At 55.6% G+C, this 14,501-nt stretch carries 12 protein-coding genes and 1 pseudogene; 3 read left to right on the forward strand and 10 right to left on the reverse strand.

Annotated elements, in window-relative coordinates; all coding sequences use genetic code 11:
• Positions 1-285 precede the first annotated feature (285 nt).
• On the forward strand, positions 286-1,482 hold the full coding sequence (locus tag FE784_RS39385; protein WP_139607776.1) for an oxalate decarboxylase family bicupin: 1,197 nt from the start codon (positions 286-288) through the stop codon (positions 1,480-1,482).
• 1,055 nt (positions 1,483-2,537) lie between these two features.
• Here the strand turns inward: FE784_RS39385 and FE784_RS39390 are convergent.
• The 3 genes from FE784_RS39390 to FE784_RS39400 all read right to left on the reverse strand — a co-directional run bounded on the left by FE784_RS39390 (position 2,538) and on the right by FE784_RS39400 (position 5,630).
• On the reverse strand, positions 2,538-3,464 hold the full coding sequence (locus FE784_RS39390; RefSeq protein ID WP_139607777.1) for an aminoglycoside phosphotransferase family protein: 927 nt from the start codon (positions 3,462-3,464) through the stop codon (positions 2,538-2,540).
• A gap of 112 nt (positions 3,465-3,576) precedes the next feature.
• On the reverse strand, positions 3,577-5,190 hold the full coding sequence (locus tag FE784_RS39395) for a SulP family inorganic anion transporter (RefSeq protein ID WP_139607778.1): 1,614 nt from the start codon (positions 5,188-5,190) through the stop codon (positions 3,577-3,579).
• 107 nt (positions 5,191-5,297) lie between these two features.
• Positions 5,298-5,630 carry an ArsR/SmtB family transcription factor gene (locus FE784_RS39400; protein ID WP_139607779.1) on the reverse strand — a complete coding sequence of 111 codons (333 nt, stop codon included), beginning with the start codon at positions 5,628-5,630 and terminating at the stop codon, positions 5,298-5,300.
• Positions 5,631-5,808: 178 nt separating this feature from the next.
• Here FE784_RS39400 and FE784_RS39405 point away from each other — a divergent pair, with 178 nt between their 5' ends.
• Complete coding sequence (locus FE784_RS39405) at positions 5,809-6,426, forward strand: hypothetical protein (RefSeq protein WP_139607780.1); 618 nt, start codon at positions 5,809-5,811, stop codon at positions 6,424-6,426.
• 52 nt (positions 6,427-6,478) lie between these two features.
• Here FE784_RS39405 and FE784_RS39410 read toward each other — a convergent pair whose 3' ends face one another.
• The 3 genes from FE784_RS39410 to FE784_RS39420 form a co-directional block, all read right to left on the reverse strand.
• Complete coding sequence (locus FE784_RS39410; protein ID WP_139607781.1) at positions 6,479-6,652, reverse strand: anti-repressor SinI family protein; 174 nt, start codon at positions 6,650-6,652, stop codon at positions 6,479-6,481.
• 66 nt (positions 6,653-6,718) lie between these two features.
• Complete coding sequence (locus FE784_RS39415) at positions 6,719-7,048, reverse strand: helix-turn-helix domain-containing protein (protein WP_139607782.1); 330 nt, start codon at positions 7,046-7,048, stop codon at positions 6,719-6,721.
• 369 nt (positions 7,049-7,417) lie between these two features.
• Positions 7,418-9,661, reverse strand: a complete 2,244-nt coding sequence (locus FE784_RS39420; RefSeq protein WP_139607783.1) for a helix-turn-helix domain-containing protein — start codon at positions 9,659-9,661, stop codon at positions 7,418-7,420.
• A 263-nt stretch (positions 9,662-9,924) separates the two neighbouring features.
• Between FE784_RS39420 and FE784_RS39425 the strand changes: the two genes are divergently transcribed.
• A complete protein-coding gene (locus FE784_RS39425) occupies positions 9,925-11,325 on the forward strand; it encodes an ABC transporter substrate-binding protein (RefSeq protein WP_176706853.1) in 1,401 nt (466 codons plus the stop codon).
• A gap of 372 nt (positions 11,326-11,697) precedes the next feature.
• Here the strand turns inward: FE784_RS39425 and FE784_RS39430 are convergent.
• From FE784_RS39430 to FE784_RS41720, 4 genes and pseudogenes are all read right to left on the reverse strand, one after another.
• A pseudogene (locus FE784_RS39430) lies at positions 11,698-12,185 on the reverse strand (NADAR family protein).
• A 30-nt stretch (positions 12,186-12,215) separates the two neighbouring features.
• Complete coding sequence (locus FE784_RS39435; protein ID WP_246132392.1) at positions 12,216-13,226, reverse strand: AAA family ATPase; 1,011 nt, start codon at positions 13,224-13,226, stop codon at positions 12,216-12,218.
• Positions 13,219-13,866 (reverse strand): nicotinamide riboside transporter PnuC, encoded by a 648-nt coding sequence (gene pnuC, locus FE784_RS39440; RefSeq protein WP_139607786.1) that lies wholly within the window; start codon positions 13,864-13,866, stop codon positions 13,219-13,221. Before pnuC ends, FE784_RS39435 begins: the two co-directional genes overlap by 8 nt.
• A 236-nt stretch (positions 13,867-14,102) precedes the next feature.
• The coding region (locus FE784_RS41720; protein ID WP_218103883.1) for a hypothetical protein at positions 14,103-14,501 on the reverse strand (399 nt) is incomplete at its 5' end.

The following is a 14,501-nucleotide window of genomic DNA, read 5'->3' on the forward strand; positions in this document are numbered from 1 at the left end:
CTCTCTGCTCTCTGCTCTCTGCTCTCTGCTCTCTGCTCTCTTCACCTACTTTGCACGCTTCGCTCTCTTAGCCACCCTCTCTTAGGGACACTCCCTCTGCGCAGCTCCTCTAATCTGGCCTTCACTAATCACCGCGCAGCGCCCTAATCTACATGTGCGAATTGCCATCATGACACAGTGCTTAAGGAATGCTCGCTCCGAACATAATTCCGCGCCAACCTGCATACATTGCTGCATGCTCAGCACTCGTGCTGCAACAACAAATGGAAAAAAGGAGTGTGCTTTGTGGACGATCAAGCACGGAATCAACCGACGTTCGGCAGCATCCCTCAGCCTATACGCGAGGATGGTGCCGGAGCGACCGATTTCGGTCCCCGCGATGTGATGCGGGATATGGAGAACCCCGATCTGCTCGTGCCTCCGGTAACCGACGCCGGGACGATCCCCAATATGAGATTTTCGTTCTCCGACACGCATATGCAGTTGAACCACGGCGGCTGGTCCCGGGAAGTGACCGTAAGGGAGCTGCCGATCGCCACTACCATGTCGGGAGTGAACATGCGGCTGACGCCGGGCGGCGTCAGGGAGCTTCATTGGCATCAGCAGGCAGAGTGGGCGTTCATCATCTTGGGCCGGGCGCGCATCACCGCGGTCGATCAGGATGGACGGAACGTCATCGCCGATGTCGGCGTGGGCGATCTGTGGTATTTCCCCCCCGGTATTCCTCATTCGATCCAAGGGCTGGAGGAAGGCTGCGAGTTTCTGCTCGTGTTCGACGACGGCAATTTCTCCGACATCAACACGTTCTCGATTACGGATTGGTTCGCGCATACGCCCAAGGACGTGCTCGCCGCCAACTTCGGCGTCCCCGAAAGCGCTTTTGCCCACATCCCGAAGGAGCAGCGCTACATCTTCCAAGCCCAAGTACCCGGTTCGCTCGAGAGCCAGAAAGTACCCGATCCATACGGCACCGTGCCGAAGAGCTTCACCCACAGGCTGCTCGCCCAAGAGCCGATTCGGACACCCGGCGGAACGGTGCGCATCGTAGATTCTACCAACTTCCCCATCTCCGTGAAGATCGCGGCCGCGCTGGTAGAGGTGAAGCCTGGAGCCATGCGGGAGCTTCACTGGCACCCGAACAACGACGAGTGGCAATACTATCTCTCGGGCACGGCGCGCATGACCGTGTTCGCCGCCCAGGGCGCAGCCCGCACCTTCGACTACAGGGCCGGAGATGTGGGCTATGTGCCGTTCGCCTTCGGACACTACATTCAGAACACGGGCGATCAAAGCGTATGGTTTCTGGAAATGTTCAAGAGCGACCGCTTCGCCGACGTGTCGCTGAATCAATGGATGGCGCTGACCCCTCGCGAGCTCGTGCAGGACACCCTGCATGTCGGGCCCGAATTGATGGACGCGCTGCGCAAGCAGAAATGGCCTGTCGTGAAATACCCGGACGGAGCCGCAAAATCGACGAAATAAAAATTGAGGATCTCGCCATTCAGCTGTACCACATGGTCTACGTGTTCGGGAATGACGGCATGCCGGAGAGGAATATTCAATGCAGGCGTTTCCTCTAGCCTTTCCTGGCAGGCTACGCCAAGGAAAACGCGATTTCGGACGAGTGGCTGAAGCGGCTCCCCCTCTTTCTCCGGCTGAGGGAAATCATCGTCTACACCGGCATGTACAGGAGCTTCGGCATGACGGGCTTGAACGATTGGACCAAGCAATATTTGTCCGAAAGCAAAGATCGGATCAAGAATGGCATCGGTATCGTCGAAACGGCTCTTTAACGCTGTTAACCAAAGAGTCTCCCCCATACGGAAATTCCGAATGGACCCGTTTCAATGTAAACGAGAAGAACCTCCAGACCACACTTTATGTGGGGTGGAGGTTCTTTATTGTCTTGAATTCGCTATCGATACGGACGCCAACTATTCCGGATAGGACCGTTGCGACCGCACTTGCAAGGAGAATCGACAGTGAACCCAATTTCAGTCATTGTGAACTTACATTCAGTAAAATGAAGTTCAGTAATGACGAAATCCCGCCCAAAATCAACCATTTAGCGTAATGAAGTGTTACTACTCAGGCGAAGGAGCCCTTATCCGAGCATGGCCCGTAACAAGCGGACCGGACGCGGAAACGCAGCCGCCACAGGTACCCCCGGGCTAACGGACAGGAGCGACGCTATTGGGGCGAATGCCCTTCTTCGATCCGGCTAACGGACGGGAGAGCCGTTATCGGCTCGGAAACGGGCCGAAAAGCGCCCCGTTGCACGCAATAAGGTCCGTTCGGTTGCTAATTCGCCCCTTTTTCGCCCAATAAGGTCTGAGGTGTCCGTTATCCCGACCGTTCATCTCTCACTGCCTAAGCAGTAACAATGAAGTTCACTAATGACTTACCTTGGTTCATTATTGCCGTGAAGGGCTACTGTCTTAGGTTTCTTCCCTCTTTAGCTGCCCTTGCTTCATGCGCTTTGAGTTCTTCATGTGTCTCCACGATCGAACCAAGGACATTACCCCGCACAAACTGATTCACCCCAACAACTCTTCGACGGCATGCACGGTCTGGAGCGCAGCCTCGAAGCCCGGGCTGTTGTCCTCAATATGCCACCAGGCTGACAGTACCGTATGGCAAAACGTCCACGAGACGATCCGGATTTTGTCGAGCGCGAGCTCCTCCGCAAACTGGCCGATTCGGCGTTCGATTACTTTCCCGGCGTTTTGCTCCGGCAAATGGTTAAGCAGAAATTGGACGACCCCGTATTCCGCTTCCCCGATGACTCCCTTCGGATCGATCGCAAGCCAAGGCTCCCGCTCGGCCGACAGCATATTGCCGTGATGCAGGTCGCCGTGCAGCAGCAGCGGCTGCCGTACCGTCGCGTGCATGGCTGCGTACAGCTTCTCCGCCCTTTCCACGATCCGCTCCGGCAATGGCCCGGTGCCTCCATGAAAATGCAGGCGGAGCTTGCCCAGTCCGCCGGCCCAATCCGCCGTCGAAGGAAACATCCCCCGCTCCGGCGCCGGGCGGGCGATCTTGCGCATAATGCCTGCCGCTATCGCGACCGCTTCCTCGTCATCCGGCACGCTATGCAGCGTTCGTCCCGGCTTCAGCCGTTCGATCAGCAGAATGCCGCGCTCGGGATCGGCCTCCAGCAGCCGCGCCGCGCCTTGGCCCGCATAGATGCGGAGCGTCTCCGCCTCCGCGAGCAGCTCCTTGCCGGGCACGCCCAGCTTCAACGCCGCTTCCGTCCCGTCGGGCAGCGCGACAGGAGCGACAAAATGATACGACGGAGGATACGGCTCCCTCCATCGGACGCCCCATCGCTCCTCGCAGTGGCGAAGCAGCTCTCCGAAGCCGGCAATCCATTCGGTGCCGCGTTCCCGATGAACACCGACGATCGTCTGCTTCAACCGCTCGCTCAGTTCCGGTATTACCGTATAGCTTTCTTTCTCTGTCATGGCGATCCCTCCTGCCGTAAAAGCGCACCTCCGCGCTCGCCGCTTCCCGCACTACGGTTCCGTCCGGCGTCGTTGCACGAAGGCGCGTCCTGCCCGGCTCGCACGGCGACGCTCACCCCGCCGCCCCATCCTCACGGTCAAGCTTTCCCAGCGCATAACGAACGGCTTCCTCGTACTGTGCAAAAAAATGGTCTCTCCCTATCATACGAGCCAAGCCCGTTTTGTTCAAATACGACTCGGGCTGGGGCCGGATGCCGGATACGAGAACGCGAACGCCGCTCTGCTTATACGTTTTCAATATGACGGAGATGACGTATTCGCCGGAGCTGTCGATATACGGAACCTTCTCCATGCGAAGCAGCAGCGTCTTCGGACGCAGCGGCTCCTCGGGCATAATCATCTTGCCGAGCCGGCTCGCCGTGCCGAAGAACAGCGGTCCTTCTATGGCGTATACGAGCAGTTCGGGATGGTCTTGGTCCTCCTTCCCCACGACGAGGTTGGCGCTCATGCGTTTGACAAAAAGAAGGACCGCGATCGCAAGTCCAGCCTCGACCGCAGTGGTCAAATCGGTAAATACCGTAAGCGCAAACGTGACGGCGAGGACGATCGAATCGCCGGTTCTCGTCTTCAAGACGAGCGCGAACTCTTTTCTCTCGCTCATATTCCACGCCACTACCATCAGAATAGGCGCCATGGCAGCCAATGGAATAGAGGAGGCCAGAGGGGCAAATACTACCAGTGTCAACAAAACGACAAAGCCGTGAATGATACCGGACAATGGCGAAGCGGCCCCGCTTCTAATATTCGTCGCGGTGCGCGCAATCGCCCCGGTGGCGGGAATTCCGCCGAACATCGGCGTGACGATATTGGCGATTCCTTGTCCGATCAGCTCCCGGTTGCTGTTGTGCCTGCTGCCGGACATCCCGTCCGCGACAACCGCCGACAGCAGCGATTCGAAGCCTCCTAACAGGGCGATCAGCAAGGCGGGCCGCAGCATTTCCAGCATCAGGTCCAGCGAGACGTACGGGATGGCGAATGTAGGAAGCGCGCTCGGGATAGCCCCGTAGGTCGAGCCGATTGTCGCCAACCGGCCGTCGAAGAATACGGCTGCGACAATACCCGAGACGAGCAGCGCGATCAGAGAGGCCGGGAGCTTGGGGAACCGTTTCGGCAGAAGAAGAAGGATGGCCAGACTGATCAGGGCGGTCAAGACGCTGTACCCGTTTACGGAAGACAGATGCCGGGCAATCTCCCGCATGTTGGGCCAAAAATGCTCATGGCGCTCAAGGCCGGTCAAGCCGAGGAAATTGGCGATTTGTCCGGAGAAGATGACGACCGCGATCCCGGACGTAAACCCGATCGTAACGGGCCTGGGTATAAACTTGATGAGCGCGCCGAGCTTGAACAGGCCCATCAGAACAAGAATAACCCCTGCCATCACACCGGCGAGGAGCAATTTGTCATACCCGTATTGCAGGACGACGGCCAGAAGAATAGGGATAAAGGCGCCCGTCGGTCCGCCGATCTGGAACTTCGATCCTCCCAGCAAAGAAATGAGAATGCCCGCCACGATCGTCGTATAAATGCCGTACTGGGGCTTTACCCCCGATGCGATAGCGAAGGCCATTCCGAGCGGAATGGCGACGATACCGACGATCAGCCCGGCAATCAGGTCGCGACGCAGCGACTTCATGCCATACCCCTCATATCTTCCCGACGCTTTCATACGATCCCTTCTTCTTTTCGTTATAATATTTGATTATTTGAATATATGGAAATAGTACGCCCGTAGGCAAAAAAAATCAATACCTCGTTCGAGACATTGATTCCGGTTTACTGCTCCGACGCTCTCATATGCTCCAGCAGCGTGATCGTGCCGACAAGGTGGTTGTCGAAAATTTGCTTGGCCACGTTCAGCAAGTCCTTGACCAATGGATCCCGCAAGCTGTATATGACGGACGTCCCCTCCTTGATGCCGAACACGACGTTTTTGCTTCGCAAAATCGCAAGCTGCTGGGATACGGCGGACCCTTCGCTGCCGATAATCGATTGAATTTCGTTGACCGTTTTATCGCCTTCCGACAACAATTCGAGAATGCGAATCCGCAACGGATGGGCCAATGCTTTAAAAAATTCGGATTTGAATTGTTGGAGCTCCAAGTTCATGACCGCTTTCTCCTTCGTCTGTTAACCTATATGATGTATCATAGCACAAAAGAAGCCCCGGTTCATAAACGGGACGAAGCTTTGAAGCAATGAAGGTCAATTGCGGTTTGGAGCATGTGGATTTATAATGGATATATTCAAATAATCAAATATACGAATATTTATCAGGAGGAATTTCATGTCCGAATCCGGTTCCATAGACACACCGTCCAATACGCTCGCGCCGACCGGCAAACATAAACCGACCACCCGCACCAAGGTGATCGAACAAGGCACCGATTACTTGAACGCGATCGGCTCGGACCAAATATGCGGCGTCTGCATCGATAACGGGGGCTCCTGCTGCAAAGGATGCCGGAACTTGGCCGACGGGATCGGCTGCAAGCTTAGGAACACGAGCTGCACGGCATGGCTGTGCGGATTTCTCCGATACTTTCTGTACGAGACGGAGCTGCTGCGGGAGTGGGAATCGTTCTGGAAGCAAGTCCCCGGACGGGATTACCGGGAAGACTATACGCCCGAGCATTTTACGGTACGGAAGACATTGTCCCCGCACAATCTCCGGCTTCTCGGCTCCGAGCTTGCCGAGGACTTGAAGGCTTTGGCGGAATCGAAACCGAGGAAAGGCTACATCATCGACCTGAGGGAACAAATCGACCGCAGTCTGGACGAATTAACGATATGGAGAAACCATTCCAAGCAAGCTATAGCGAGAAAAAACATACAGCTGTTGTCCAGACCATTCCACCGTTTCCATCGAGCGCTGGAGCATTACCTCAACGATACCCTTCCGTGAAAACAGCCCCTGCGAACGATTCGCACGGACTGTTTCTCGCGTCAAGATTGCATCAAGGGGCCGACGTCGGAACGACGGTCGGGGAGTGCTTCGCGGCAGACCGATTCGAGCCGCCCAGAAATAGGCGTATTTCCTCCAAAGACAGCCCCATGCTTCGGGCCGAAACAATCAGCTCCACCCATTCTTCGTCCAACTGGAGCGCATGATTCTCCTGTGCGTCCGGCATGCCACTCTCCATTTCCGCCCGAGAATATGCTATAGGCAATACCCGAAAACCGTGCTGCGTACGTCTTTATTTGTTATTGGTCCTCTTCCATCTATTAAACTCGAGATATTCCCGAAACTGCTCCTTCGTCACGCCGGATGCCATCGCTTCACGCACAAGCTCCAGCCATTCGTCGTTCAATCGCTCCTTCGGCCCGCGCTCCGGATCGTTCAGGATCGCGTCTACCGGAACCTCCAACGCCTCCGCGACTTTCTCGAGCATATGAATGGAAGGATTTTTCTGAATGTCCCGCTCCATACTGCTAATGTACGATTTCGCTACGTTCGCTTTGTCCGCAAGCTCGGAGATGGACCATCCTTTTCCAAGCCGGAGGACCCGGATTCGTTCGCCTATCATCTACAACCGCCCTTTAACGATCTCGATCTCATTCATCCATTCCCAATATACCATGCCGATCGAGGTTTGTTAACCAAATACTGACGGGACGACAAGGAGACGAACGGGGTGTGCGGGTCGAAGCTGTCTGCTCGTACAAAGCCCTTATACGGCAACTCCGCGGAGCCCGTATTCTCGGGCTTGCGCATACCGGACTTCCGCGGCTGCCGCAGCTTCCATTGTTTTTTCGTTATCAAGAACGTGTTATTCATTATAATGCACGATGTTCTCTCGACAAAATAGTCCGTATGCCCGATTTTTTTTCACGAAACATTTACGTTTTTCGCTGCAGTCCCGACAATTTTCAGCAAAAACCTACAGCGTCTTTTGCTATTCCCCCGCATCGGCCGAAAGGACGTGCTTCCGATTGGAGGCGCTGCGGTATTGCGACGGTGTGACGCCGAATTTGGCTTTAAACCGCGAGCTGAAATACTGCAGGTTGCTGTAGCCCACCTGCGCCGAGATCGCCGTCACGGACAGGTCGCTTGTATGCAGCAGCTCGCGCGCCCGCTCCATCCTGGCGTTAGTCAAGTAGTCGATAAAGGAAACGTGTAAAATGTCCTTGAACTGCTTCGATAGGTACGGTGTCGACAGTCCCGCCATTTCGGACAACGTATCGAGCGATATCGTCTCGTGAAGATGCGTATCGATATAATGCTTGATTTGTCGGATCAGATCGTGCTGCACCCGGCTCTGCAAGTAATGCTGAATATGCCGGGCCACTTGTACGCTTTGCTCGCGGATCCGGACGACCGTCTCCCGGCATGTGCTCTGCCGGAAATCCCGGAAAAGCAGCGTAAACGGGAATATTTTCTCCCTCGCGTTCATGTCCACCATGACCTTCGACAAAATCATCATCGGCTGCAGGAGCGCGAGCTCGACGGCTTCGAGCGCGATATGCTCGCGCCGCAACACCGCTTCGAATTCGTCTATAAACTGCAGGACGGCGTCGCAGTCTCCGGAACGAAGCGCATTCTCGAACGGCTCGTAGTGGATGGAAGGGAGCTCGTCGCGGTCTTTGACCGCCTCATACTCGATGATCGGATTCCGCTCCATTACGAACGAATACCGGAGAGCCCACGCTGCATGCTCGTGCGATTTGGGAATGTCCTCCGTCGTTTCCGCCATGCTGCCGATCCCCGCCACGAAACGGTCCGCCCGTTCCCGGTCCGCGATCCGAAACCGCTCCAGCTCGGCGCGGATCCGTCCCGCTCCCCCGTCCGGCTCCGCCGAGTAGAACAGCAGGCTGAATTCGCCCGCATGCTTCTCGACAACGGCATATGGTACCGATGAAGGCAGCTGGCGGAAGGCGGCCAGCAGCTCCTTAGCCATTCCCTCGTTCGTCCTTACATTGACGACCGTAAAGCGGGAGTCCGGCGGAAGCTGCTCCGGCATTTCCCCGGCGTCAAGCCGTCCGTGCAGCAGGGCAAGCAGCTTTTTCTCATCCAGCTGCCCTTTCATTTGATTGACTTTATGCAGCACTCCGGTCACAATATCTTCGATTACATGAAACTCGTTGCGCAGTTGAACCGGCATCATTCCCGTTTGAACATGTTTCAGCTTGTGAAGCATGTAGCGCAAAGGCCTGTATGTGTAAACCGTCAAATAATAAGAAGCTGTCAGACCGGCTATCAGCACCCCTGCGAGCACAAGCAAAATTTGCCGCTGCAGCGCCCCTACCGGAGAGGATACCGAGGACGGCGGACGGGCCGACGCGTATATCCAGCCGTCAGGCTGTCCCGCATCCTGTACGAAGGAGATGGAGGCTCCGCTCGTATTCATGCCCCCTCCGCTTCGCTGCCCGAATCGATCCGCATTATCGGCAAGCTCCCGCTCCGAAACGTTGCTGGAGCCGATAACGAACGTATGGGTCGGATCGAACATGATCAGCTTCTCTTCCGGAGACCGTAGCTGGGAGTCGAGCAGCTCCCTCATCCCGCCGACCGGCAAATCGATCAGCATATACAGATCGTGCTGATTCGGGAACGTGTACACATAAGTGAGCAGGCTGTCGGTGACTCCGGCACCGTACGATTTCGTACGCACCAGCCATCTGTTGAGCAGGCTCGGATCGCTTTCGATGCTCCCGAGGAGCTCATAATCGGGATACGTGTCCGTAATTTTGAAAAACGTGTAAGGATCCACGATAAACTTCATATTCGCGAAATAAAGCGAAACCGATTCGGTACCGGGGTTGGCCGCGACCATCGCCTTCAGGTGATTCACGACGCGAAAGATTTGATAAATGTTCGGATCGTACTGGTCGTAAAAAATATGGCGCATGCTTCCGGCGGAATCGGGCGAAGACAACATGTCTTTAATGAAAGCGCTTTTAAATCGATCCATATAAGCGCTCTCGATGTACGTTTTCAGCTCGTTCAGCCGGTCGCGGGATTCGCGCCGCATCTCGTCGCTCCCGACCCGCCTCGCCTTGTCGTATATAAACGCGCCGGACAGGCAGGAGATCACAATGACAACGACGGAGTAGGACAGAAACAGCCGACGAAAATACACGTTGCGGAAATTATCCGGAATCAGCCTCATCTTGATCTCCCCCTCTCTTTCTCTCGCCAATATCGTAGCATCTCCTCGCAGCGGTGTAAATCGAACCGGACGGGGCGATCATCGCGTATTTATCGATACGAAGCGCGAAAATCGCACTATAATCGGATAATTGCAACGGCTGAAGCCAAACGATCGCACCTCACCTTAAATAATCGCACTACCGGATAAGCGGCGATTGACGGAGAATGAACTCGAGCAATCGTATGGAATGCATAAGTCGAATGCGTGAATTCCGTGCGGCAATTCAAAAAACAGACAAGGGAGTTGCAAGCATGAACAACAGATGGAGAAAACGGATTGAGCCCGCATGGCCTGCCGCCAAGAAGAGGGCCCACAGCATGGCGGGCGTACCGGTCGCTATACTGGCCCTTGCGCTGCTCGCGTCCGCATGCGGCGGCGGGAGCGTCAAGGACGGGGAATCGAAAGGCACCAAGGCAGTCGACGAGCCCGCGCCGCCCGCTGCGGCAGCAAAACCGAAGGAGCCGATCGAGCTGGTCGTCAAGGACTCCATATTCGGCTGGACGAACGAAGCATTCGTAACGAACTATGCGACCGCGATCGAGAAAAAGTTCCCGCATATTAAGCTGAAGTTCGTCGATTATGCGAGCTCCAAGCTGCCCGAGATGGTCGCCTCCAAGCAGCAGATCGATATCGTCCTGGCATCGCTCAACAATTTTTACGCCGCCCTACTGGATACCGGACTGAAATACGACATTACGCCCGAAATCAAGAAGTTCAAGTACGATTTGAACCGGCTCGATCCCGGAACGGTCGCGCTGGCCAAGCAATTGGCCGACGGCGGGATGTACGGGCTGCCGATCGTCGGAAGCCCTACCGCCATCACGTACAACAAAGATTTGTTCGATAAATTCGGCGTCTCCTATCCGAAGGACGATATGACGTGGGAACAATTTATCGACCTGACCAAGAGGATGTCCCGGGTAGAAGGCGGAGTCCAATATCGCGGATCGCTGCTGTTTACCAATTTCACCATTCTCCGCAATCCGTTATCGCTCGGTTTCATCGATCCGGCAACCGACAAGGCTGTCGTCAACACCGACAAATGGAAAAACTTTTTCGACCAATTCGCCAACCTGTACCGGGTTCCGGGCAATCAGACCGATAAAAGCCTGTTTTCCGGCACTCCCGGTTTAAACACTTTCGTTAAAGATCAGAACGTCGCCATGATCTCGATGGTTTCCGGAACGAACGTCAAGGGGGTATGGGTCGATGCCGGCATGAACGTCGATTACGTCCAGTTTCCGACCTTCAAAGAAGCTCCGGGGATGGGACCCCAGCCGTATCCGACCTACTTCTACGTTTCGTCCACCAGCAAATACAAGGATGAGGTTTTCGAGGTGCTCACCTATTTGACTTCGGATGAATACCAGATGGAAGCGTCGAAGCTGGGAAACATCACCGTGCTGAACAACAAGAGCATCCAAGCGGCGCTGGCCTCCTCCCTTCCGGAGTTCAAAGGCAAAAACATAAGCGCCTTCATCCCGAAGCAAGTCGCGCCTCCGGCTTATCAGACCAAATATGACAGTGTCGTACGCGGCTTTATGGATGCTGCGTTCAAAGATGTCGCCACGGGCCTGAAGGACATCAACACCGCGCTCAGAGAGGCGGAGGAAGGGGCCAACAAAGCGATTGCGGAATCGAAAGCGAAGTAAGAAAACCGTCTAACGACGTATTTCAAGGAGGAGCGACCGCGATTTAGAGGAAGTTTTTTCTTGGTATGCAATTTACTTCGTTTACAAGGACCGAAAATTTATTAATTCTATAACGCCTTTCGATGAAGTGCATCCGTGTCTTAGCGGTATAGGAGGAGGCCCGAGGGCCGCGTTCAACGATAACGAAGCAGGCAAAGGGAAGGTCGGATATCCCGACGCAAACCGTAGACGGTTCCGGGCGTCCGGCGCTTCCCTGGCCTCGGGCGTGCGGAGGAGCCGGTTAATGAACCAGACACACCCATCCGCAGATGACCATGACGACCGCTTGCCACACAGCGACCAATATCCGGCGAGAGAAGGCTTGTGTCCCCATCACTCCCGGCGGCTTCCGTCAATAAAATCTTCCCGCAGCTTCGTCAATATTTCGCCGAGCCAATTCGTCCCTTTCCATTCTTGGCGATCCCGGATAGCCGGGTCTTCTTCGGCCAACCCGACGCCCCAGATCGTGTCGTCAGGGCTTGCCTCCACAAGAGTTGTGCCCTTCGTATCCAGCAGTTGCCGCAGCAGCTCCGGATTTTGCGCAAATTTCGCCCGGTTGGCCTCGTTACGACTTCCTTGCATATTTGCTCCCACCGGATCCGATCGAAATGCCGGACTTGCCGTCCGAGCTTCTTCTGCTCGACCGGAGATTTCGCTTTCAGGATTTGCGCCGCGATCCGTTCATCGCCGAACAGCATCGCCTTCCGATACATCATATATTGCTCGGCGCAATTGTAGGCGATCCCGTCGATCGCGAACGAGCAAGGATGCCATTGGGAGAACGGCGACTCCGTCCTCCAGAAAAACGTGAATGCTTCCATCTTCTCTATCCCCTTCCCTTCCCCAAGTGGTTAAACCAACTCGCCCAAGCTCCGGTATTTCGCGTACCGCTTCAATACCGTTTCCACCTTCTCCATCCGTTCTTCGAGACTTCCGTACAGCGGGATGAACGGCACGTTCCGGACAAGCAGATCGGCAACAATTTTCTTCTGGAATGTGCGCCGATGCTGGTCGCCGGAACGGTCGACCGTGTCGTCGTACGGGATGTCGTCGCCGCACAGAAACACGAGATCGTAGCGGGGTACTGCACGCTCCGCCAATTGCCGAAGCCGGGGCAGCGCAAAGCCGTGATAATCCAGCGCGAACATATAGGTCGTAATCGCATTCGTGTCGACGAACATATAGTCGCGGGCATCGGCGACAAGCGTCTCCTCCCGTTCCAGATGGCCTTCGGCGATGTCCGCGAGCTGCTCCGGCGCCAATCTCCGGTCGACTTGGTGCCGCTTCCAATATTCGCGGCCGTACTCCGGCATCCATACCGTCTTCATCCGTTTCGCCATCGCCTCGGCGATCGTCGTCTTCCCCGTAGAAGGCGCCCCGACGAACACGACCTTGGCGACGAGATCGGCATATACGAGCGGATCGACGAGGTGCCTCTTCTCGAACGGAGCGGCCCGGACGGCCGTTCCCGATACGGCGATCCGTACCCGATCGCGGTCGACTTGGCGGTTCGCCGCCCCAAGAGCCTCGCTCATATGCTCCCCGTACAATTCGCTGGAATAACAGTGCGTCACTTGGCGGTCGCCCAACAGCTCCAGTATATACCGCTCCTGCTTGCGCATAATGTCCGCCGTATACCCCGTCTCGGCCGGTCCGTCCCACGCCTCCAGCACCTCGGCCGCCGGGTACAGCCTCCGAATCCAATTCGCCCGGACCGGCAACGGGACAGGCGTCGTATCCGGACAGTCATAGATAACGACGATGACGCGGTCCATTTCCGCAAGCGCCGTTTCCACCAGCAGCTGATGCCCCTTATGAAAGGGCGCGAATTTCCCGAGCGTCAGCCCGATCCGTTCATGCACCGATTCCGCCTCCTCTATGCAGCGTAATGTATTGTTTTCTCCAGCCGAGCAGGCCCGACACGGCGATGCAGAGGAAAATGATGTACAGGATGGCAACCGCATCCAGTCCCTTGTAGGCGTACATGCCGATCGATAACACGTCGACGGCAATCCATCCGTACCAGCATTCCAATATTTTTCTCGACAGCAAGTATTGGGCCATAATGCTCGTTACGGCGATAAAGGCGTCCAAATAAGGAACCGAAGCGTCCGTATATTGATGCAGCGCAAATCCCCAGCCAACCGTAGCAACTACGAGAAGGAAGCCGAGTCCGAGCGCCGTCCTGCCGGCAATCCGGGCCGTCGGACGTACTTTGGCGCCGCCCCGCCCGCTCAGCCAAACGATCCAGCCGTAAACGCTCAGTACGAAGAAGAACAACTGCAGCGTCATATCCGCGTACAGCTTCACGTCATAGAAAATGTAGAAAAAGCAGACGACGCTCACCAATCCGGTCGGCCAAGCCCAAATATGCTCCCGGGCCGTCAGCCAGACGCTGATCAAGCCGGTGATGGAAGCGACGGCCTCCAAAACCGTCGAAGAGGTGAAGCCGATCAAGCCGACCCCGGCAAGGAGTCCGACAAAGGAAAGCCATTTGTTCATGAGAGACCGCTCCTTTCAGGCTTGCATCAATAATGTCATTTTGATAATTTCATAATGACATATTAAATTTATGCTGTCAAGACATATTCACAAAAAAACTACGACCGCATAATCCGCGTACAAGCTGGAGGCGTTTTGGGATGGCATGACAAGACGTTGCCTAAATATAGCGGCGCTGGTTTCCGCTATTGTCTCGAAAGTCGCAGCACTTCTGAATATAACGGCACTGGCTTCCGTTATTTCGCTCTCTGGGGGTGACTCGGGGTAGTGAACAGCGGAATAGAGGAATGGTTTTCCGTTATTTTGCTGCCGGCACTGCTTTTCGGGTCAATACCGTACGTCAGTTCCGCTATTTTTGGGATTCGCGGTCTCGCGAGCGCCGGCAAAGGCGGCAAGCCTTCAACGATCATGCGAGGTATGTGCTTCTGTATGCGAATTATGCTGTCGCACAAAAAAAGAAGGAACCGTAGTGGCCCCCTCTTCTCCCGACTCTTTATCCGGCGTCCGCCCCGGCTGCAGTCGGCTCTCTCGATCAATCGGTCACCCCTTGCAGTCATGCCGGCCACCGTCATATTGCCGGTAAGCCGGAGCCGCACGGTCGCCTGATCGATTTCTCCGGAAATCCCCGACAAATT

It is taken from the genome of Paenibacillus hemerocallicola (genome assembly GCF_006265175.1).
Classification (GTDB): domain Bacteria; phylum Bacillota; class Bacilli; order Paenibacillales; family NBRC-103111; genus Paenibacillus_AB; species Paenibacillus_AB hemerocallicola.